Below are 22,378 nucleotides of genomic sequence, written 5' to 3' on the forward strand. Positions count from 1 at the left end.
TCCTTGCCGTCGCCGTTGACTGGCGAGCACACCCGGTGGAGCGGCTGACAGGCCGGCTCCGTGGTGCATGTCGCAGCAGGGAGGTGAAGCGATGATTTCCGCAACGGCGGTTCTTCAGAGTCGATTCGATCTAGGGCACGAGCTGGTTGGCGTCAGCGACGCCCGGCGTCACGCGCGGGATGTCCTCTGCGAGTGGGGCATGCCTGATGAGGTGCTGGACGACGCGCTGAGCATCGTGACGGAGTTGGTCGCCAACGCCATCCGGCACGCCGAGACCGGGGAGTCGCGTCCGCGTCACTCGCCGCTGTCTTCCGTTCTGGAACTGCGGGTCGTCGTTGGCCACCTCTACGTGGTGGTGCACGACGCAAGTCGGCGGGCACCGATCCTCCGGCCTCTGTCCGAGGACGCCGAGAACGGACGCGGGCTGTTGCTCGTCGCGGCTCTGACTGAAGGTGCCTGGGGCTTCGTCTACGCCACTCACGGCGCAGGGAAGCTCGTCTGGGCCCGACTCTCCCTGCCACGCGCGGCAACGGACGGGGTGGCGCCGGACAGCGTGCCTGCCGCCGATCAAGCTGACCAGTTGCCGCGGTCCGTCGTTGCTGTCGGAGCTGGGACATGACGCCGTTGACCCACCGCGCCGCACCCGACGCGTGCCGGTCGCCATGACCGCGAGTCGGCAGCCGCCCGCCCGTATGCCGCCGAAAGCGGCTCCACTCACCGAAGGAACACGAATTCATGCCCGGTGCCCAGGAGGAACGGCTCATTTGCGGCCGGCGGGTGGTCTCACCGCCGGCGCTGGTAAAGGCCGCGCTCACCATGGCCAACGCCCTCACGCCGGGGACGTATTCGGACGACGACGCCCAGCAGGAACTCGTATGCGCGATCGACCACGACAACTCGGAGCACCAGGCGCTTGTTCTGGGCCTCCGGGGTCCGCACGCAGGGTCTCTGTGGACGGTGTGGTGTGACGGCGCGGAGCCGAGCACCGTCGTCGAGTTGCCGGACTGCCCGGCCGTACGGCTCGGGGAAGCGTGCAGCGAGTTCGAGGGCCATCCGGGCGGCCACAGCTGGGAGTTGGCTGACTCGCGCCTCCTTGCGCCCGAGCGCTCCGCCTGATCGCTGGCAGAGCCCGGCGCCTGACTCGGCTCTCATGATTCCCATCTCACGAAGGACTCACTTCCATGCCCCCTGCCGCCACGGCTACGCGGACCCGTAACTCCGCACCCAAAGCGTTCGACGCTCCCATTTCACCGCCCGCATCGGAGACGATCACGGTCTCCAACCGTTGGATAATCACCGCGGACGACGGCTCCGTCGTCGCGGGCCACTTGCCCGACTGGGCTCAGGAGGACCCCACCGCCCACGGTGTCCCCGCCGGTCAACTTCCCGCCCGCATGGCCGACATCACGCACTGGGCGGACTTCGAGGGCGCCTCCCTCCGTGCGCACACCGCCGAAACGGGCGGAGCGACCGGCCTGCCGGAGGCGGTCATGATCTTCGCCAGCAGCATCATGTGCCACCCCTTCCCGGACTCCTCAGAGCCGCGCGTCCCCTTCGCCGAGGTCCAGATCACCCCCGACTGCTGGATGACCGGCCTCGACCCGGACGCGCTCATCGCCCTCGCAGCCACCTTGCGCACGCTCGCCGGGCGCATCGAGAACGACGTGCGGCCCCTGCTGCTCAGCGCCCGCACGGACTGGGCGGCCCACCACCCCTCGTCCGTCCGCAGTTGAAGGAGAGAGGGGTACAACCGTGTCCTTCCAGAAGCTCCACGGCGCTGGCAACGACTTCGTCCTGCTCGCGCGCCCTCTCCCCGACGTACACCGGGACTGGTCCGCGACGGCGCGGCAGTTGTGCGCCCGGCGCACCGGCATCGGAGCGGACGGCCTCGTACTCACCGCCGTGACGAGCACCGACCCCCTGGTCCTCGACGTGGCGTGCTTCAACGCCGACGGCTCCGCGTCCAGCATGTGCGGCAACGCCCCGCGCTGCGTCGCCTGGTCCGCGGCCAAGACGTACGACTGCCGGACGCCGACCCTGACGATGACCGGCGTGAAGCATGAAACGCCGGTCGGGGGCGTCAGGTCAATTTCTTGATCTGTGCAGCAAGGACTGGCAGAGGGATTTGGGTGTCTTTATCGTTTTCTTTCGAGACTCCGAACGAGGAGAAGGTGATCAGGGTCGCTCCGATGCGAACGACGATGTAGGAGTGTTGTGTCGGTGGCACCATAGTGGCTGCTTTTCCGCGGAGTGTCCGTGTCATTCGGTAAGAGATCGCCTCGTCGCCGAGGTGCGGGTCAGGTAGTTCCTTGAGGTTGTTATAGGTGTATTCGGTGTCTCCTGGTATTCCCTTGAAGGCTGTGCACTTGCGGAGCGCTTGGTGGAGGTCGGAGATCGCCAGGCTCGCGGTTGTCGGGGTGTAGGAGGCGAGGATGATGGAGGTCTGTTGACCGTTGTCCTGTGACGTGTCCTCGGCGGTTTGGACGACGCGGCCGGTAGCGGGGTAAGCCGTTCGATACCTGATCACGTCCCAGACAGGCTGGCAGGCGGCCGGTGCGATGGGGATGCGCTGGCTTGTGTCGAGCAGGCCGACAGGTTTTCCTTTGCCGCCGATAGTCAGGATCTCGTAGCCGATGAGATCCGAGGGATCCAAAGCAGCCGTGTCCAGGCCGTGTTGATCGAGGACGCCGCCGGGCGCTTTCGGCGGAAGTACCGACGAAGGGGCACGTGTCGCTCCGGAAGGCGCTGCTGCCGATGAAGTCTCCTCGCCCTTCGTGGCGTTGTCGCCGCGAGGGGTGCCATTCGATCCGCAACTGGAGACCGCAGCCAATACGGCGAGCACTCCTATCGTTGCCAGGCTGGGCTTTGCTCTGCCTATGCTCACTGTGTTCTCTGTTCTCATGCTCAATGTCTCATTCTTGCTCTAAGACAGCTGTGCCCCGGCTGCCGTTGTAAACGGCCGTACGGATCTTAGGGCCGTTTGCGGCAGGTATCGACCTGGTGTCGCTGACTGCACGGGCTGAACAGAGGTTGAACAGGCTCTGCAGTCAGCTCTGTTCAGCCCGTGCACTGTGGTTCATGCTCCTGGCAGGTCAGAAGATGCCGGTGATGCGGGTGGCCCAGGCGGCGGTGCCCACGAGGTGGGGACTGCGGTGGGCGGTGGGTCCTCCTGGGTAGAACAGGAGACAGCCGGTGGGGCAGTTGGTACTCATGGCCGCGCCGGCGTCGTCGACGTAGTTGATGGTGGCGTTGGCATCGGCTGGCGTGGTGGCCCACAGGTCGCCGTAGGTTTCGCCGTCGGTGGGTTGGAACTGGCGATAGGCGATGTCGGCGCCGGCGTCAGGGTCGCTGTAGGTGGCGGTGGTGACGGTCCCCTGGACGTTTCCGGGGGAGGCCAGATACGGACGTAGCTGCCAGCTTGCGGTGCCGTAGACGGTGCGAGCGCCCAGTGAGTAACTCCCGTTGATGAGCTGGCCGGGATACAGGTAGAGCTGGCCGGTACTAGGGTCCCGGGCGATAATATCCTGGATGCCGTCGCCGTTTTGATCGCCGACAGCGAGGTTGGTGTAATCCTTCCAGCCGCCGTTTCCGATGGTCACGCGATTGCCCAGTTCGAAGGGCTCGACTTGGTTCTGCGATGCGGCGGTTCCACTGCCGACGGTGTTTCCGGTGTAGAGGTACAGATTGGCGTTACTGCAGGCGGCGCTTGTGCATTCGATGGTGATGAGGTCGTTTCCTCTTTCGTGGCCCTGCGTAGTGTTCAGGTCTATGTCGCCGGGCATGATGACCTGCCGGATACGGATCCAGTCCGCGGCGTCGTCGACATTCGTGTGGACGAGTTCGCGGCGGGTGTCGTAGTTGGGAGAGCCCAGGCCGTTACTGCCGTAGACGTAGAGTCTGTTGTTGCTGAGGCGCACGACGAAGTCTTCGTAGCCGTCTGGCGCTGCGGTCGAGCTGGCGAAGCCGCGCAGGTCGCCGCGGTGGGCGATGAGGGCGCCGCTCCAGCCGGAGAGTCCGACTGTCTTGGCTGCGGCGACCTTGCCGGTGCCATCTCCTGAGTACAGCAGTAGTTTGCCCTCGCTGTCTGTGGCGATCAGGTCGGGGTAGCCGTCCCCGTCGAGGTCCCCTGCGAGGTCACCGGTCGCCAGACCGGAACCGGGGTCCTTCCCGGGACCGTAGACGAACTCGGGCTGTGTAGTGCTGAGGACTGTCGCGTCGGTTATCTTGTCGAGAGGAGAATGGTTGCCAGCGAGGTCGTAGGCCAGAGCATGGAGAATGCTGACCGGCCAGCCGCTGGGGACCACGGAAATGGTGGCGGTGTGATGGTCGGTACCGACGTTCACCCAGGCGCCGTTCGAGCAGCGATCGCTGGCGGCCGACAGGTACTGGTCCATACTCCAGCAGAAACCGGCAACGTCGTTAGCGGAGTTGTAGAGCTTGAGCTGTACGGCCTTGCGGGCCGGGTATTTGTCGGTGGGCTCGTCGGCTGCGGTGCCGTCGGTGTTGGTGACGACAACGGTTGCTGCGGGGCCGATACGGTCGACCTGGAACCCACAGGAGGCCGTATAGGCGCTATAGGTGTTCTCCTGGTCCTTGGCACGGACTTTCCAGGTGTAGGACCCGTTGGTTAGTTTTGACGCGGGAACGGTGACGGAAGCTGTCTGGCCGCTGGAGACGGTGTCGGTGGAGGGGCTGAAGGACACTGCGGCGCCGCCCGATGTGGCCACGGAGAATTCGCCGGTGACCGTTCCGCGGTCCTTGTCGGTAAGTTTCGCGGTCAGCGTGATGCCGCTGTTTCCGATAAGGCTGCCACACGCGACTACCTTGTTGCCGTCGCCTCCCGGACTCCATGAGCCTTCCCACGCGGCGTGGCTGTCGACGGTCGGCTTGTAGTTGTAGGTGATTTCGAGCGCGGGGTTGTTCTTGAAACGCTTGAAGCTGTTCTGGTTGTCCTCGTAGCCGTCACCGGCACGCATACCGAAGGCCAACGCCTTCCAGCCGTTGTTGGCCGCCTGCTGAACGTAGTTGGTGAGCGCTGTGGAGTGGTAGTCATGCCCTAGGTTGCCTGGGCAGTATGTGGGGTTGCCGTGGGCGTAGGAGGCGGAGTCCAGTTTGGCCGCCCATCCAGGCTGGCTGTTCCAGGTCGGGGTGGTGTCAATACTGCCGGTTGACCACAGTTCGGTTGGTCCGGCGACGGACTTGTCGCACCCCCATGAGTGGGTTTCGACCACGGCGAAGGTCGCGTCGAGGATGTTCGCACCGGCCAGGCCATCGGTGTTCACGGCAAAGAACGACCGTGTGCGGCCAGTTCCGTTGAAACCGACCCGCGGCTCGTCACTCGGCGTGCCGGAGTGCCAGCCGGAACCGTTCGGGTAGGAGTCGCTCGGGGTGGCGGAGTACACAACTGCCCACTTTGTGCGTTGCCCACCGGTGAACACTGGGTCGACGACGAGTGGGAATTGGCCGGCCGTGGCCAACAATGTGGGATCCGGGGTCAAGACCAGAGTGCCGTCGCTGACCGTGGCGCCCACCGGAGCGGTTCGTGGCTGATCAACATCCGCGTCGGACGTGGTCGTGCGGGCAATGTCGTTGGTGTGCGGAGCTGTTCCGGCGGGCCGTTCGTCGGTACTGGCGGGCTGCTCCCACATTTTGGGGGGCGGAGCGCTGAAGACGGTGTTGCCGTCTGTGTCGGTGGCGGTCAGGTTGTTCTCGGCGTCGCTGGTCAGGGTGACCCCGTTCGTGGCGACGCCGAGTTTGATGCTCTGCACCTCGGGGTTCGCAGCGGCCTGGGGCGTGTTGATGATCAGGTGTTCGGTGAACCCGTCGACTTCGGCGATGACCTGGAGGTCCACGTCGGGAAGAACCGACCGGTACAAGGCGGTGTTGTCGCTGAGCTCGGGCTGCGGCAGCGCGGTGGGCCAGGACAAGGACAGGACCTTGTCGTCCTTGGTCATGGTTGCCAACGCTGTGGTGCCGCCGCCGGAGAAGGTGATACCGAAGGCTGGTGAGACGGGGCCCACGGTTCCGTCGGGGTGCTGGATCACGGTGGCGTCTGCCCTCTTCCACTCGCCCTCGTATCGCGACCACATCGGAGTGGAGTACTCGCGTCGGGTGACCGTGCCGTCTGGGTTGGCGAAGACCTCGGATGACGCTTCCCGTAGATCCTCGATCTCGACGCGCTGTCCGGTCTCCGCCGCGGTGTCGAACGCCATGGCCTCGGAGGCCGGCGGATTTGCCGGGGGTCCGTCGTCGGCGGCAGCGACGGTTGCGGCAGGCAGTGCCAGCGTGGCGACGGCAGTCACCGATAGTCCAAGGGCGAGAAGGAACGCTACCGGGCGCCCTCTTCTTTGGGCCTTCGGTCGGGGGTCTCTCATGAGGCGCCTTTCTGGAGCGCACGCAGAATACGTGGGACCCGCAGGTTATTCGGAACTCCCCACATTTTTAAAGTGCTCCAGGGTAGTGAATGCCGAGACAACGGAATGAAAAATTCCACTTTGCCCTTCCAGTGGAGGCGATATTTTGGGGTGACTTGTCCGATTGATTAGCGGGTGGGCATAAATGGCCGTCCAGGGTTATTTGTTCGGTCTACGGCAGTTGATCCTGCGGAAAAATCATCATGATTCGGGCATGGGCTCTCTGGGTCTTGCGTAGACACCATTGAATCCGCTTTGCTTTACAGGTTCTTTACGGGTGTGGCTCTAGGGGTGGGGATTCCATGATGTTCCGCCGTGGCTTTGGCATGCCGTTTTCGGCTCATTCGCCGGTCGGACGATTCAGCTTTCGCTCCGTTATGGTCGGTCCGCTTTCCGCCGCTCTCGGGCTGTCACTGCTCGCCGCCCCTGCGTGGGCCAAACCTGGCGACGGGTTCACGGTCCGGCCCGTACCGAAGACCGCATCGGTCTCGGGCAAAGACCTTGTCTCGCCTGCCCCCACCGTGCCGCCGCAGCACGAATCATGGAAACCGCTGAAGAAGGCCGACTGGCCAGTCGGTGGCGTGGCAGATGTCACGGTGCCCGTGGTGGCGACTGGCACCGCTAAGGGAGTCGGCAGCCAGCGGGCTCGGGCCGGGACGCTACCTATCAGCGTCGGCCGCCCCACCCAACCTGCCGCGGGAGCCAAGGCCGATGCCCGGTCCGCACGCACCCTCGGCAGCGCCACCGCCGCACCGGACCGCGTCCACGTCACCCTCGCCGACCACGGGACCGCGGAACGGGCCGGTGTCCAGGGCTTGCTGCTCTCACTTCAGCCCGTGGGCAGTGTCCCGGCGACCGCCGCGGCCGATGTCCAAGTCGACTACTCCGATGTGGAGTCGGCGTTCGCCGCAGGATGGTCGTCTCGGCTGCGGCTGGTCCAGATGCCTGCCTGCGCGCTGACCACGCCAAGCAAGGTCGGATGCCTCACCAGCCTCCCCCTGCCGACCGACAACGACAGCGCGGCCCGGACCCTGACCTCGACAGTTTCGTTCCCACCGAACCAGTCAGGTGCTGAGCGCACCGCCGCCGACAGCGGCATGGTGGTGTTGGCCGCCACCGCCGGAACGAGCGGCGACGAGGGGTCGTTCAAGGCGACGTCGCTGGCTCAGGCCGGATCGTGGTCGGCAGGCGGTAACTCCGGCGCGTTCGGCTGGGACATGCCGCTGGCCGTTCCGCCCGTGCCCGGCTCCTTGGAGCCGAACGTGGCCTTGTCGTACAGCTCCTCCTCTGTGGACGGTCGCACCTCTTCGACCAACAATCAGACCTCGTGGATCGGTGAGGGCTGGGAGTACTCACCGGGGTTCATCGAGCGCACTTATGCCTCGTGCGAGAACGACAAACAGGGCGGCAACAACACGGCCAAGGTCGGCGACTTGTGCTGGAAATCGCCGAACGCGACACTCTCGCTGAATGGCAAGTCCAGCGCCCTCGTCTGGGACGCGGGCAAGAACACCTGGAAACTGGCCAACGACGACGGCTCCCGTGTCGAGCAGGTCTTCGGCAGTTCACCCGGAGACGTCAACGGGGATGCGGACAACGAGTACTGGAAGGTCACCGCGCTCGACGGCACGCAGTACTGGTTCGGGAAGAACCGCCTGCCGAACTGGACCAGCGGCAAGGAGGAGACGAACTCCGTCTTCACCGTTCCGGTCTACGGCAACCACACCGGGGAGCCTGGTCACGGCGCGGACTTCGCCTCGTCGGCCGAAACGCAGGGCTGGCGCTGGAACCTCGACTATGTGGTGGACCCGCACAACGACGCCATGGCCCTCTACTACGCCAAGGAGACCGGCTACTACGCACAGAACGGCAAGATCGCCACACCGGTCTCCTACATCCGCGGCGGGTATCTGAACCGCATCGACTACGGTCTGCGGGTCGGTGCCGTCTACTCCACCACCAACCCCGCTGGCCGGGTCACCTTCGGAACCACCGAACGTTGCCTGGCCAGTTGCGGAACCTTCGACGCCGCCCACTCCACAAACTGGCCGGACGTGCCGGTCGACCTGAATTGCACTGCGGGCACACAGTGTCTGCAAACCGGACCCTCGTTCTGGTCCCGTAAGCGACTGACGGACATCAACACCTTCGCGCTGCAAGGCAGCACTCTGCAACCGGTCGACACCTGGACGCTTGCTCAGTCCTTCCCGCCCACCGGGGATGTCTCGACTCCCACACTGTGGCTGGACTCGATCCAGCACACCGCCAAGGCCGGATCACTGCCCGACATCACGCTGCCGAAGACGACCTTCGGCTTCGGGAATGGGCCGATGCCCAACCGGGTGAACGCTGCCGAAGGCCGCCCTCCGCTGAACAAGTACCGCCTCGGGCAGGTCACCAATGAGACCGGCGGTCAGATCCTGATTACCTACAGCCCCACCGAGTGCACCCCGACCGACCTGCCCACGCCTGACCAGAACACCAAGCGCTGCTATCCGTCCTGGTGGACGCCGGACGGTGCGATTGACCCGGTCAAGGACTGGTTCCACAAGTACGTGGTCACCCAGATCGTCGAGGACGACACCACCGCCGGCAGTGGTTCGGCATCGACGACCACCACATACCAGTACGAGAGCGGCCCGAACTGGCGGCGTGACACCTCCGAGTTCACTGTCGACAAGCACCGCAGTTGGAGTGACTTCCGCGGCTACGGTCTGGTTCGCACCCTCACTGGCGCGACAAACCGCACAAAGACCGAGACCAGTTACTTCCTCGGTATGTCCGGCGACACCCTCGCCAACGGCAGCCCCAGAACGGTCCACACGGTCAACGGCATCGCCGACCGCAACGACTTCTCCGGCCGTATCGCCGAAGCCCGCACCTTCGACAAGGACGGAATCGGCGGCAAGGTCGTCGCCAAATCCACTTACCTGCCGTGGGAGTCCGACCCCACCGCCACTCAGCCGGTCACTGGCGTCACCGACCCCGACAAACCCAGTGTCCCCGGGCCCTCCCTGCCTGCCGCTCTCGCCCGCCACTCGGGAACCGTCACCGAGAAGGCCAGCACGTTGACGGACGACGGCACGAGCTGGCGCACCCTGACGACCAACCGTGTCTACGACACAGTCTACGGGCTCGTCACCGCAGAGGGAGACGGCGGCGACACCGCCCACGGGGTGGAGCCGAACTGCACCCGCACGTCCTACGTCACCCCCGACACCACCAACTGGCTCATCAGTTACCCGGCCCAGGTCACGAACGTCGACCAGGGCACCTGCGGTGCCGACTACCCCCCCACGGCGGTCACCGCCTCCACCCGCACCAGCTACGACAACAGCGCCCCAGGGGCTGCTCCTACTCCCGGTCAGGCGAACGCCACAAAGACTGAGGAGGCGTCGAAGCTCCAAACCGGTGGTCAACTGGTTTGGGATACCACCAGTCAGTCGGTGCACGATCAGTACGGGCGGGTAACCACTCTCAAGGGTCAGGATGCCCAGCCCGTCACCACCGTCTACACCCCGGCCACTGGTGCTCAGCCCACCATGCTGACGGTCACGAATGTCAAGGCGCAGTCCACCACGACCGTCCTCGACGGACTGCGCGGGCTCACCTTGAAAACTACCGATGCCAACCAGCGCACGGCAACGAGTGAGTATGACGCGCTAGGACGTCTCACCAAGGGGTGGAGCACCGGGCGACCTACCAGCGCCAACCCCAACGCGACGTTCACCTACAACGTCTCCGCGACCGTACCTTCCACGGTCACGTCGAAGAACCTGTACGAGGACGGCACCTGGGGTACCTCGATCGGGATCTACGACTCCTTGCTCCGGCAACGGCAGACGCAGACCGATGCGGTCGGGACTACGGGACGTGTCGTCACCGACACCTTTTATGACACCCTCGGCCGGCCCTTCCAGACCGACGCGCCGTTCTACAACGACAAGGCCGTCTCGACCACGCTGCTGACGGTCGTCCCCGACCAGATTCCCGTCTCCACCGTGACCGAGTTCGACGGCCGCAACCGGCCGACCGCGGTGATCACTCTATCGCTCAACGCGGAGAAGTGGCGCACCACGACCTCGTACGGAGACACCTGGACCTCGACTGCTCCCCCGACCGGCGGCACCGCGACCCTCACCGTCAGCAATATCCGGGGCCAAACCACCGAACTGCGCCAGTACAAGGACCGTAACCCGCTCATCGGGGCCGCAGCGAGCCAGTACGAGAAGATCACCTACGCCTACGACCGGGCCGGAAAGCTGTCCAAGGTCACCGACGCCTCCGGCCGCAACTCCTGGACCTACGGCTACGACCTGCGCGGTCGCCAGATCACCGCCAGCGACCCAGACAAGGGCGCAAGCGCTACCACATACGGAAGCGACGGTCAGGTCGCCACTGTCACCGACGCGCGCGGTATCACTCTGGCCAACACGTACGACGAACTCGGCCGCAAGACCAGCCTGCGGACCGGGTCGACTACCGGCACCAAGCTTGCCGAGTGGGCCTATGACACCGCTTCGGGTGGCAAGGGACTTCCCGCCTCCTCCATCCGCTACGACACCACCCAGACTCCGGTCGCCGCCTACACAACGGCGGTGACCGGTTATGACTCCGCAGGCCAGGCCACCGGCACCAAGGTCACAGTGCCCTCCGTGACTGGAGAGGAAATGCTTGCCGGCACCTACACCGTCGCCAGCACCTACACTCCAGTCAGTGGCCTTCCCACCACCACGGCCTACAGCACCGGCAATGCCAATGCCACGACGGCCCTGCCCGCAGAGACCGTCACCAACCACTACGGCGCTCAGGACCAACTCGGTATCGTCGACGGCACGCTGTCGCAGGTCTACCTGCGCGGTACCAGCTACACCCCGTACGGGGAACTCGCCCAGGCTCAGCTCGGCAATACCGGAGCCATGGTCGTCCAGACCCTCGGTTACGACGCCATCACTCACCGCCTGGCATCAACGCTCGTCGACCGCCAGGCGTCCGGACCGCAGACCCTGTCGAACATCAAGTACACCTACGACACGGCCGGGAACATCACGCGGGTCCGGGACGATCAGAACGACGGCACCATCGCCGACGACCAATGCTTCGCCTACGACTGGGCCCGGCGCCTGTCGGAAGCATGGACAACTGCTGACGCCTGCACGACACGACCGGACAACGGCACAGGTACCCCGGCGCTCGGCACCGTGGATCCCTACTGGACCAGTTGGACCTTCACCAACAGCGCCGACCGGGCCACGGAGACTCAGCACAAAGCTGGACCAATCACGGCCAACACAATCCGCAGCTACACCTACCCCACTACCACCGGTGTCGCACGGCCGCACGCGGTGCTCAACGTCACCGCCGTCGGCGGAGCCACGGGGACAGACACCTACCAGTACGACGAGGCCGGCAACCTCACCACGAAGACCCCCGCTACTGGAGCCGCGCAGGGCCTCACCTGGAACGACGAAGGCAGCCTCGCCACCTCGACAGTGTCCGGCGCCACCACGAAGTTCGTCTACGACACCCAGGGCACTCGCTTGCTCAAGCGGGAACCTGCAGAGACCACGCTGTATCTGCCCGGCGGACAAGAACTCGTCCTCACCAAGTCCACGAACGCCCTTGCCGGTAACCGCTATTACGCCGTCCCGGGCGGCTCCGCGATCCGCACCAGCAGCGACGCCAGGGTCCGCCTCCTCGTCGCGGACCCCCACGGCACCAACACCCTCTCCATCAGCGCCACGACACTCGCCGTCAACCGCCGCAAAACCCTCCCCTACGGTGCCCCCCGCGGCACCACTCCCACCTTCTGGCCCGGCCAAAAGGGCTTCGTCGGCGGCGACATTGACACCGCCACCGGTTACACCCACCTCGGTGCCCGCGACTACGACACCACCACCGGCCGTTTCATTAGCGTCGATCCACAACTGGACCTCGCCGACCCCCAGTCCCTCGGCGGCTACGGCTACAGCGACAATAGCCCCGTCACCCTCAGCGACCCCACCGGGCTCGGCGTCATGGAATGCATGAACGGCACCATGAGCAACTGCTCCAACGGAGTGCCGACATCCACCTCCAGGTACGACAAAACCAAGGACCCACGCGAGCCCACACCCGAACGGACATGGATAAACGACAACTCGCCGTCAACGACACAAGGTGGGGGCGACCTTTCCCGATCGCTCCACCCATTCATGCCCAATCAGCCTTACTCAGGAAACTACTGGTTCCCAACCACGAACGCCCCTGGTTCTGGGGAATCTGAGGTCGCCTGCTTCGGACGGCTGGCCTGCGCCAAGGCGTACACGTACATACTCGGTCACCCGAACGATGTGGCCGGGGCGCAAGAAATAGCTGCGACCTACTGCATCGGCCATTTCGAAGAGTGCGCCAAAGACGCGGCCGTTTCAGAGGCAAGCAAGAACCTCTACAGTGACACGGCCCTTATGCTAGCCGGAGGCGCCAAACTCCCTGATCTGGGCGAGCTCGACGACGTCGCCGCAGCGATCAGGGCCGGTCTCAAGAATGGGTGCAAAAACAGCTTCTCGCCGGACACCCCCGTGCTCCTCGCTGACGGTACCTCGAAGCCGATCGGTGAACTGAAGGTTGGCGACAGGGTCGCAGCCGCCGACCCCGGCACGGGCAAGTACGAAGGCGGTCGCACCGTAACCGCCACGATGGTCAACAGCGACGACAACCTGCTCGACCTGACCGTGCAAACCTCCCCCGGCCACACCTCGGTCCTCCACACCACCACCGAACACCCCTTCTGGGACGACACCACCCACGCCTGGGTCAACGCAGTGCAACTCACCCCAGGGCACGCACTCGAAACCGACAACAACGCTCACGTCGTCGTCACCGCCGTCCGCCCCGCCCCCGGCGCAGCAGACATGCACAACCTCACCGTCTCCCAACTTCACACGTACTACGTGCTGGCAGGGGTCACCCCGGTACTCGTCCATAATTCTCCTTGCCCAGTTGGACCGGGGTGGTTCCCGCATGGATCAGGAAAAATCCCCAACGAGTGGTCGGGCCCCAGTATGACCAGGAAGTTCAAGAAGAACGAGAGTAAAGAAGGTTTTGTGTGGCGTGCTCCGAAAGGACAGGACAGTGTCCGTATAGACAAGGGGGACCCCGGTTCGCAGTGGGGTAGCCAGCAGGTTGATCACGTCATAATTAACTCAGGTGGCAGGATCGTTGGCAGAGGGGGGCAGCTGCTTCCCGCTGGGGCAAGAATTCAGGATTACCCAGTGGAGGCTCATGTCCCCCTTAGTGAGTGGCAGACGTGGAGGAATTGGAATGCCCCGTAAAACCGCCAATCTGCAGACTCCCTGGATTCGTGCTCAGTTGATCGACTGGTTGATCAGGTTGAGTGACAGGGATTGGCAGGAGAAAAACTGGATGTCGAGAGATCAAAATAATTCTGGTCTCGATGATGTGCTAGATTTTTTTGATGACTCTGGCGTTCTCGCGGAACCGCGCGGGAGGCTAGGATTTGTGCTCATCGACGAGGAGGAAGTTGCAGCTATGCAAGCGTTGAATTCTGTGCTGGACCGTGCAATTTCTGTACCGTCATCGCGCGATTCGGAAATCATCCAAACGCACTTCTGGGACGATGTCGTTACCGCTGCTCATGGCGCTCTCGTCGCGATGGGCGAGGGAACTCGTTAGTTGGGTGCATGTACATCATTCTTATTTGCTAAAAGGTGAACCTATGCTGGCGACAACGCCAGCGGACGACGGCTGCCGCGAGTGGACTATCGTTGCTCTCTTCAGTGGGGTGTAGACATTGCTGGAGGCGGAGCCGGACGTGGGCATTGATGCCGACTGTGACGCCGATAAATCAGCGGGCTCAAGCGGCGAGAGGTTGTCGGCTTCCTCGTGTCGGGAGATTTTGAGGTCGGCCGCAGTGGCCGTCAGGCTCAGCGGTAGGAGCGTGGCGTAGGTGCCGGTTTGCTTGAAGCGGTCCGCAAACGGTCCGCAGGACAGTCGAAAACGGCCGTCGGAGGCCAACGCTGGCAAGCGGAGAAATGCCAGGTCAGCGCACACCTGGCGGCTTCGCCGCAGGTCAGGACGTTGTCGGATTGGTTCATCACCAACTCCGCCACGACCCTGGACCGGTCGCGGATCGACGTCTGATCTGCTGCCGGGCCGGGGGTCAGGGGGTTGTTGGGTTCTGGAGGGTGCGGCGGAGGCGGGCGGCGGGGGCGGGGCGGTCGGCGGCGGTGAGGAGTTCTATGAGGCGGGAGCCGACGCGGTGGTGGAGGGCCGGGCCGCCCTGGGGGGAGATCGCGTAGAGGTCCATGATCTCGGTGGCCTCGTCGAAGAGGGCGAGGGCTTCGTCGAGCCGGGGGTCGGCCGGGGTGACGCGGACTTCCGCGGCGATGAGCAGGGCGCCCGCGAGGCGGTGGAGGGCCAGGGGGTCCTTCTCGGTCAAGCGACGGCAAACCATGACGCACTCGTCGGCTGTGTCGGTGGCCTCGGCGAAGCGGCCCGTGACCATCAGCGCGCCGAGCAGGACGCCGAGAGCCTCGGCCAAGGTGTGCTGTTCGGCGATCGCCTCGCGGGCGCTGACGCGGCGGAGGATCGCGACGCTCTCGTAGGCCGCGGTCAGGCTCTCCTCCGGGCGTTGGGCGACGAGCAGGCGTACGGCGAGTCCGTTGAGCCCGTCGGCGAGTTCGCGCTCGTAGGCGGCGGGATTGACCCTAGCGAGGTCGCGGTAGAGCTCGACGGCCTCGTGGGCCAGCGGGACGCTGTCGGGTTCGCCGACACGTTCGAGGGCGGCGGCCAGGTGATAGAGGGCGTTGGCCAGGGACATGGCGTGGGCGGACGGGTCCTTCGCATGCAGACGGCGGCGCAGGGCGACGCTCTCCCGGCCGTGTGAGATCGCCGACCGCGGACGGTCGGTACGCAGGTGGCACACGCCGAGGGCGGCCAGGGCGGCGGAGAGGTTCGACTCGTGCTTGCCGGGCTCTTCCGCGGCCAGCGCGCGCAGGAGCGTCACGGACTCCTCCAGGGCAGCCGTCGCGTCGTCCCAGCGCTGCGCGTACGACAGATCCCGTCCGATACCGAGCAGGCCGCTCGCCAGGTCGGGACGGTACTGCTCGTCGTACGCGGCCAGCCTGCGCTGTACGGCGACGGCTTCCTCGGTGGCGGCCAGGGCCTCTGCCCGGCGTCCGACCTCGCCCAGGCGGTCCGCGTACGCCTTGAGGGCGAACGCCAGATTGCCTTCGACCACGGGGACGAGCGAGGGATTGGGGACGCCGTCACGGGCGATGGCCCGGAACTGGGCCAGGACGGCCTCGGATTCGGCCAGTGCCTCCTCCAGCCGACCGGCGTGGTGGAGGCGGACGCCGTGCTCGTGCCGCTCCGCGGCCTGGTCGTTGGGGTTTCTGGCGCGCTCCAGGCGGTGCGGGAGCAGCCGGGTGCTGACGGCGGCGATTCCGGGGTCCAGGTCGGGACTGCGCCGGTTGAACGGCGGGAAGAACATCGCGACGGCTTCGAGGAGTTCGGGGCTGATGTCGTCAAGGGCGGCGAGCGTGGCCAGCGCGGCGCTGCCCCCGACGACGGCGAGTTGAGGGGCCGTGCCGAGCAGCGGGAACAGGTGGAGGGGGCCGACGTGGGGCCAGCGCTGGGCGGCGGCGGTCAGAAAGACCACGGCGCGCGGCATCCAGCTTCCGGTGACCGCGTCGCTCACCACGTCGGTGCCGCTGAGCATGGCGCTGACGGTGCGCCCGGCCCAGTCCTGGGCCGGGTAGTCGGCCCGGTGGCCGGGAAGGGTCAGCGCCAGGAAGTCCTCGGCGAGCCGGTCCGGGTACAGCGGTTCCAGGACGGTGTCGCGGTCGGCCTCGGCCGGTGGGTAGCAGACCGCGTGATCCGCGAGGATGCGATCGGCCGGCAGCCGGACCGCGAGGTCGCTGATGGCCACCCGCCCCTCCTCCGGGCTGACCGGCCCGGTGAGCGCCGCGGTGAACACGGTGCGGTTCATGAGCGCGGGCGAGGTGCGGAACGCCGGTGCGGACGGGGCGATCTCGTGATCCGCGTCGCCGTACAGCCGCGCCCAGTGCAACTGCTCCCGGTCCAGCAGATAGCTGGACAGGCCCGCGAGGTCGGTGGGCGCGCGCAGCCCGTGGGCGTCGGCGTCCACGGCGACCAGGGCGGCCATGTGCACGGCCAGGGTCAGGCCGAAGGCCGCGTCACCGAGCGGAGCCGGTGCCGCGATGCCGCCGGGGGAGACGCCGTAACGCGCGGCGAAGCTGTCGCGGGCCACGGCGAACATCTCGGACCGCGGGGATGCGGCGGCGCCGTCACCGCCGACCTCGTCGGACAGCGGCGCGAGCCGTTGCAGCGAGGTCCTGGCCTGCTGGTTCGCGAGAGCGGCGCGCACACTCGGCCAGACCTCGTCGCCGCGGGCGATCAGCAGCACCCGGGCGCCGCGCCCGCTGTCGCGGTGCACCAGCGCGTTGCCGAACAGCCACATGAGATGGGTCAGCGGCCAGCGGTCGGCGTAGTCGACGATCAGCAGCACACCCGCGTCGCCCCGGTCGCGGAGGTCCTGACTGCCGGGAGGCGGCAGCACGCTCCCCGGTCCGTGGGTGGCGGTGACGACCTGCCAGCCCTCGGCCAGCGACTCCTGTGCGAAGCGGTCGGCGAGACGGGTCTTGCCCTGTCCGCCCGGCGCGCACAGCCACTGCACGGCGAGCGGACCGCCGCCGTCGCGCCAGCGCCGTAACGAGGTCAACTCGGCGGTGCGTCCGGTGAACTCCACGACCCGGAAACGCGCGTTGAGCATCCGGCTCGGTACATTCAGCAGAAAGCCGTCGTCCGGCAGGACCGGCGGCTGCCAGCGTTGCAGCAGGTAGACCGGGACGCCGTCGCCGAACACGTGAATGTCCGCGCCCACGACCCCGTAGGCGAAACCGCTCTCGGCGCGTACGGACTGGCTCACGCTCCCGCCTCCCCACCGTGCGGTGTCCGGCGCTCCACGTTCCGCTGGCCGAGATCCGACACGGTGCCCTCCCCGTTGTCCGACGATCCGATCGCCGGTCGCTGGAAAAGCGTACGCAGCGCCGCCCCCCGGACGCAGGGGATCCGCTCACCGGGCGGGCGCTCGGACCGATGCCGGACCGGCGCCGGAACGGCGTGGTCGCCCACAGCACGGGGGCGTTGGTGGAGGGGGCTCCACCCGGGGGTGGAGAGGGAGATTCAACCCCCGGTTTGATCCGCTGAGCTGGGGGTTTCCGTAGATTCTGAGATGTCGGCGAACCCGTCGGCCTCGTGGGAGTCGCTTTACGGAGGCGTCCGTCATGTCCGGTCTGATCGATGCGCTGGTGATCGTGGCGGTCATCGGTGTGGTGGTCACCCGCCAGCTGCGGCCGAGGAAGGTCACGGGCGGCCGGCGGTGGTGGCTGATACCGGCGGTGCTGGTGTTCATGGCGCTGCGGCAGCACGGGCTGATCGACCCGGAGCACCGGCAGACGGCGGTCGCGCTGCTGGCCGTGGAGTTGGTGGTCGCTGTGGGGATGGGGTTGGCATGGGCGTGGACCACGCGGTTGTGGACCGAGAGGGACGGGACGGTCTGGGCGCAGGGAGGGAAGGTCACCGTCGCGGTCTGGGCGGCGGGGGTCGCGGTGCGGATCGGGCTGTACGGGGTGGGTACGGCGATGGGGGTCCACCAGGACAGCGGCTCGTTCCTGATAGCGCTCGCGGCCACGCTCCTGATACGCGCCGGGGTGCTCGCCTGGCGGGCCCAGAGCGTGGCGCCGTCGTACCGTACGGCCTCATGAGCGGTTGGACGTCCTGGCCTTCGAAGGAGGCGCTGTCCCGCGAGAACCGGTCGTCCGCGCGGCGGGCGTTCGGCCGGGGAGTGCGGCTGCTCTTCGCCGCCGCGGCGCTCTGGGGGATCCTGGCCCGCACGGATCTCAACGGGTGGCTGACCGCGGCGTCCGTGCTGGGGCTGGCGGTGGCGGCCGTCGTGGTGTGGGCGTTCTTCCGGTTCACGCTCGCGCACCGGGCGGCGCCGTCCGTCGCACTGATCGCACTGATGCTGGGCGCCGCCTTCGGGCTGCACGCGGTGGGCGCCGATGTGCCCGCGACGCTGCTGTGGTGCGGCTGCGCGGTGCTCGGGATGGAGCGGCTGCCGCTGGCCGCGGCGGCACCCCTCACCGGTACGGCGCTGGCCGCCTACGCACTGGTCGGCGACTCCGGCGGCTGGCTGGTCACGTCGCTGACGGTGGCGGGGCTGGGGTTGATCGGGTACGTCGTGCGGCTGGACGCCGAGGCGCGGGGGAACACGCAGCGGCTGCTGGTCCAGGAGCGGGCGGCGCGGGCGGCGGAGGCCGAGTCGGCGGCGTTGGCTGAGCGGGCCCGGATCGCGCGGGAGATCCACGATGTGCTGGCGCACAGCCTGTCGGCGCAGACGGTGCACCTGGAGGCGACGCGGCTGCTGATCGAGCGGGGCGTCGAGCGGGACGTGGTGCTGGGGCGGGTGATCGCGGCCCGGCAGATGGCGCGGGAGGGGCTGGCCGAGACGCGGCAGGCGCTGTCGGCGCTGCGTGGGGAGATGGCATCGGTGGAGGATTTCCTGCGGGAGCTGGTCGCTTCGGAGGGGGCGGACCTGGAAGTGGAAGGGGAAGCGCGGTATCTGCCCGCGGAGGCGGGGTTGGCGGTGCGGCGGGTGGCACAGGAGGCGATGACGAATGTGCGCAAGCACGCGCCGGGAGCGAAGGTCGCGCTGCGGCTGGAGTACCGGAGTGAGGAGGTGGAGCTGGAGTTCCGGGACTTCGGGAGCAGGACGCCTGTGGATAACTCTTTGAGGGCATCCGGATCGGGCTACGGTCTTCTGGGGATGCGGGAGCGCGCGGAGCTGCTGGGCGGCGCGCTCGACGCCGGACCGGCCGAGGAGGGCTTCGTGGTGCGCTTGCGGGTGCCCGCGTGACGCGGGTGGTGGTCGCGGACGACCAGACAGTGGTGCGTGAGGGAATTGTGATGCTGCTGGGGCTGCTGCCCGACATCGAGGTGGTGGGAGCGGCGGCCGACGGGGAGGAGGCGGTACGGCTGGTGGGGGAACACCGGCCGGAGGTGGTGTTGATGGACCTGCGGATGCCGCGCTGCGACGGGGTGGAGGCTACGCGGCGGATCAGGTCGCGGTATCCGGGGACGCAGGTGGTGGTGCTGACGACGTTCGCGGACGACGGCTCGCTCTTTCCCGCGCTGCGGGCGGGGGCGCGGGGATATCTGACCAAGGACGCGGGAGGGGAGGAGATCGCGCGGGCCATCGCGGAGGTGACGGCCGGGCGGGCGGGGCTGTCGCCCGCGGTGCAGGGCAGGATGCTGGACGCGCTGACCGGGGCGGGCCCCGAGCGGCGGCCGGAGGGACGGGGGAGCGGACCGGGCGGACCGGGCGGGGCGGGAAAGCCAGGCCAAGGGGCGGCGGGACGGGGGGAGTTGCCCGACGGGCTGACGGCCCGGGAGGCGGAAGTGCTGGCCTTGGTGGCCGAAGGGCTGTCCAACGCCGAGATCGCCGCGCGGCTGCACGTGAGCATGGCGACGGTGAAGACGCACATCAACAACCTGTTCGCCAAAACCGGGGCGCGGGACCGTGCACAGGCGGTCGGATATGCCTACCGGCACGGCATCACCTGATGGGGTGAAGGTTTCTACTTGTTCGTTCTGGATCTTCCCGCTCTGTCCATGATTGGGCACATCGGCCGATCGGCCGATGGAACGAGGAGTGTTCGGTGGACAAGCACGACGGGGGCGACCCCGGGGCGCTGCGGGTGAACGACCCGTGGCAGGACGCGGCGGACGCCGGTCTCTGGGTCCCGGATCAGACGGCCCCCGACCCCGCGCCGGGGCGGACCCGGCCCGAGGGCACACCGCAGGCGGGCCAGGATGGACGGCCGGTGGACCGGTCGGCGGTGTATCTGGAGGTGCAGGGCAGCGCGGCGTTCCAGGAGGTGCGCGACCGGTACCGGAGCTTCACCTTCCCGGTGGTGGCGGGCTTCCTGGCCTGGTACCTGCTGTACGTGGTGGCGGCCACCACGGCACCGGGCCTGATGGGACATCAGGTCGCGGGTGACGTGAATGTGGCGATGGTGGCGGGGCTGGCGCAGTTCGCCACGACGTTCCTGCTGACGTGGGCCTACGCCCGGCACGCGCGGCTGCGCAGGGACCGGGCGGCGCTCGATCTGCGCTGGACGCTGGCGACCAGGACCGGGCAGGAGCGGGTGCGTTGAACAGCGGTCGGTTCAATGGCGGGTATCTGGCGGATTCGGCCGGGGAGCATCAGGGCCTCGCGATCGTGCTGTTCACGATCTTCGTGTCGGTGACGCTGGCGATCACGGCGTGGGCGGGACGGCGGCGGAGCTCGTCGGTGGAGTTCTTCGCCGGGGGACGGTTGTTCACCCCGATGGAGAACGGCCTGGCCATCGCGGGCGACTACATGTCGGCGGCGTCCTTCCTCGGCATCTCCGGGCTCATCGCGCTCTTCGGGTACGACGGCCTGCTGTATTCGGTCGGGTTCTTCGTCGCGTGGCTCGTGGTCCTCATGCTGGTCGCCGAGTTGGTGCGCAACTGCGGGCGGTACACGCTCGCCGATGTGCTCTCCGCGCGGATGAGACAGCGGCCGGTGCGGATCGCGGCGGGCACGTCGTCCGTGGTGGTGTCGATCCTGTACCTGGTGGCGCAGATGGTCGGCGCCGGGAGCCTGGTCGGGCTGCTGCTCGGCGGGCACGGCGCGGCGCGCACCTGGACGGTGGTCGGGGTCGGAGCGCTGATGGTGTTCTACGTGTCCTTCGGCGGGATGCGGGCGACGACGTGGATCCAGATCGTCAAGACGGTGCTGCTGATCGGCGGCACGGTGACGCTCACCGTGATGGTTCTGGTGCGCTTCCACGGCAATCCGGGGAGTCTGCTGCACGCCGCCGCGGCGGGCAGCGGGCACGGCAACGCCTTCCTGGCGCCTGGGCTGAAGTACGGCGGGAGTTGGGCGTCGAAGCTGGACTTCATCAGCCTCGGCCTGGCGCTGGTACTCGGGACGGCGGGCCTGCCGCACATCCTGTCCCGCTTCTACACGGTGCCCACGGCACGCTCCGCGCGGCGGTCGGTGGTCTGGGCGATCGGGCTGATCGGCGCCTTCTACCTGATGACGATCGTGCTCGGTTTCGGAGCGGCGGCGGTCGTCGGTACCGACACCGTCCGCTCGTCCAACGCCGCGGGCAACACCGCGGTGCCGCTGCTCGCCGAGATCCTGGGCGGCGGGGAGGGGACGACAGGGGGCACCGTGCTGTTCGCGGTGGTCGGCGCGGTGGCCTTCGCGACGATCCTGGCCGTGGTGGCGGGCATCACCCTGGCGTCGTCGGCCTCGGTGGCCCACGACCTCTACGCCACGCTGCGCCGCCGCCCCGTCGCGGAAACGCAGGCACGGCAGAACAGGCGCGCCAGGCGCGAGGCCGCGGCCCCCGGCACCGCGCGGGTCACCGCCGACGCGGTGGAGGAAGGGGCGATGGAGGAGGACGAGGTGCGGGTGGCCAGATTCGCGGCCGTCGGGATCGGCGCCGTCGCGATCGGGCTCAGCCTCTTCGCGCAGGACCAGAACATCGCCTTCCTGGTCGGCCTCGCCTTCGCCGTCGCCGCGTCCGCGAATCTGCCCGCCCTGCTCTACTCCCTGTTCTGGCACCGGTTCACCACCCGCGGCGCGGTCTGGTCGATCTACGGCGGCCTCGTACCGGCCCTGCTCCTGGTGGTGTTCTCGCCCGTCATCTCCGGCAGGCCCGACGCGCTCTTCCCCGGCGTCGACTTCCACCTCTTCCCGCTGGAGAACCCGGGCCTGGTCTCCATCCCGCTCGGCTTCCTCGCGGGCTGGCTCGGCACCCTGCTCTCGCCGGAGGAGGCGGACGCGGGCAAGTACGCGGAGACGGAGGTGCGTTCGCTCACCGGCGCCGGGGCCGCGTAACGGCGGT

Annotated in this window: 14 protein-coding genes; 11 read left to right on the forward strand and 3 right to left on the reverse strand. The window is 67.2% G+C overall.

From position 1 onward, the window contains the following. The first annotated feature begins 91 nt into the window (after nucleotides 1-91). The 4 genes from ACIP4Z_RS25915 to ACIP4Z_RS25930 all read left to right on the forward strand — a co-directional run bounded on the left by ACIP4Z_RS25915 (nucleotide 92) and on the right by ACIP4Z_RS25930 (nucleotide 2,097). Nucleotides 92-619: an ATP-binding protein gene (locus ACIP4Z_RS25915; RefSeq protein WP_401311948.1), complete on the forward strand. Its 528-nt coding sequence runs from the start codon at nucleotides 92-94 to the stop codon at nucleotides 617-619. Nucleotides 620-735: 116 nt separating this feature from the next. Continuing rightward, nucleotides 736-1,116 (forward strand): hypothetical protein, encoded by a 381-nt coding sequence (locus tag ACIP4Z_RS25920; RefSeq protein ID WP_355338325.1) that lies wholly within the window; start codon nucleotides 736-738, stop codon nucleotides 1,114-1,116. 65 nt (nucleotides 1,117-1,181) lie between these two features. Then, nucleotides 1,182-1,733: a DUF6907 domain-containing protein gene (locus tag ACIP4Z_RS25925; RefSeq protein WP_401311952.1), complete on the forward strand. Its 552-nt coding sequence runs from the start codon at nucleotides 1,182-1,184 to the stop codon at nucleotides 1,731-1,733. Between the two features lie 19 nt (nucleotides 1,734-1,752). Continuing rightward, the gene (locus ACIP4Z_RS25930; protein ID WP_401311955.1) at nucleotides 1,753-2,097 is read left to right on the forward strand and encodes a hypothetical protein; all 345 of its coding nucleotides are present in this window, start codon (nucleotides 1,753-1,755) and stop codon (nucleotides 2,095-2,097) included. Here the strand turns inward: ACIP4Z_RS25930 and ACIP4Z_RS25935 are convergent. After that, nucleotides 2,081-2,902, reverse strand: a complete 822-nt coding sequence (locus ACIP4Z_RS25935; RefSeq protein ID WP_401311958.1) for a hypothetical protein — start codon at nucleotides 2,900-2,902, stop codon at nucleotides 2,081-2,083. The genes ACIP4Z_RS25930 and ACIP4Z_RS25935 overlap by 17 nt on opposite strands. 190 nt (nucleotides 2,903-3,092) lie before the next feature. After that, nucleotides 3,093-6,302 carry a hypothetical protein gene (locus ACIP4Z_RS25940; RefSeq protein ID WP_401311961.1) on the reverse strand — a complete coding sequence of 1,070 codons (3,210 nt, stop codon included), beginning with the start codon at nucleotides 6,300-6,302 and terminating at the stop codon, nucleotides 3,093-3,095. A gap of 413 nt (nucleotides 6,303-6,715) precedes the next feature. Between ACIP4Z_RS25940 and ACIP4Z_RS25945 the strand changes: the two genes are divergently transcribed. Both ACIP4Z_RS25945 and ACIP4Z_RS25950 read left to right on the forward strand, forming a co-directional pair. After that, complete coding sequence (locus ACIP4Z_RS25945; protein ID WP_401311964.1) at nucleotides 6,716-13,726, forward strand: polymorphic toxin-type HINT domain-containing protein; 7,011 nt, start codon at nucleotides 6,716-6,718, stop codon at nucleotides 13,724-13,726. After that, nucleotides 13,716-14,087, forward strand: coding sequence for a hypothetical protein (locus tag ACIP4Z_RS25950; protein WP_355338343.1), 372 nt, complete (start codon nucleotides 13,716-13,718; stop codon nucleotides 14,085-14,087). Before ACIP4Z_RS25945 ends, ACIP4Z_RS25950 begins: the two co-directional genes overlap by 11 nt. Nucleotides 14,088-14,574: 487 nt before the next feature. Here the strand turns inward: ACIP4Z_RS25950 and ACIP4Z_RS25955 are convergent, their stop codons facing one another. Beyond that, complete coding sequence (locus tag ACIP4Z_RS25955; protein ID WP_401311967.1) at nucleotides 14,575-17,364, reverse strand: hypothetical protein; 2,790 nt, start codon at nucleotides 17,362-17,364, stop codon at nucleotides 14,575-14,577. A gap of 358 nt (nucleotides 17,365-17,722) precedes the next feature. Between ACIP4Z_RS25955 and ACIP4Z_RS25960 the strand changes: the two genes are divergently transcribed. The 5 genes from ACIP4Z_RS25960 (at nucleotide 17,723) to ACIP4Z_RS25980 (ending at nucleotide 22,371) form a co-directional block, all read left to right on the forward strand. Beyond that, nucleotides 17,723-18,202, forward strand: a complete 480-nt coding sequence (locus ACIP4Z_RS25960) for a DUF1453 domain-containing protein (protein WP_355338349.1) — start codon at nucleotides 17,723-17,725, stop codon at nucleotides 18,200-18,202. Then, the gene (locus ACIP4Z_RS25965) at nucleotides 18,199-19,353 is read left to right on the forward strand and encodes a sensor histidine kinase (protein ID WP_401311971.1); all 1,155 of its coding nucleotides are present in this window, start codon (nucleotides 18,199-18,201) and stop codon (nucleotides 19,351-19,353) included. Before ACIP4Z_RS25960 ends, ACIP4Z_RS25965 begins: the two co-directional genes overlap by 4 nt. A 50-nt stretch (nucleotides 19,354-19,403) precedes the next feature. Continuing rightward, nucleotides 19,404-20,060 carry a response regulator gene (locus ACIP4Z_RS25970; RefSeq protein ID WP_401312248.1) on the forward strand — a complete coding sequence of 219 codons (657 nt, stop codon included), beginning with the start codon at nucleotides 19,404-19,406 and terminating at the stop codon, nucleotides 20,058-20,060. A gap of 95 nt (nucleotides 20,061-20,155) precedes the next feature. Next, nucleotides 20,156-20,653 carry a DUF485 domain-containing protein gene (locus tag ACIP4Z_RS25975; protein ID WP_355338358.1) on the forward strand — a complete coding sequence of 166 codons (498 nt, stop codon included), beginning with the start codon at nucleotides 20,156-20,158 and terminating at the stop codon, nucleotides 20,651-20,653. Continuing rightward, a complete protein-coding gene (locus ACIP4Z_RS25980; RefSeq protein WP_401311974.1) occupies nucleotides 20,650-22,371 on the forward strand; it encodes a cation acetate symporter in 1,722 nt (573 codons plus the stop codon). The genes ACIP4Z_RS25975 and ACIP4Z_RS25980 overlap by 4 nt, the downstream gene beginning before the upstream one ends. Nucleotides 22,372-22,378 lie beyond the last annotated feature (7 nt).

The sequence above is a fragment of the Streptomyces sp. NPDC088910 genome (genome assembly GCF_044749865.1).
GTDB lineage: Bacteria > Actinomycetota > Actinomycetes > Streptomycetales > Streptomycetaceae > Actinacidiphila.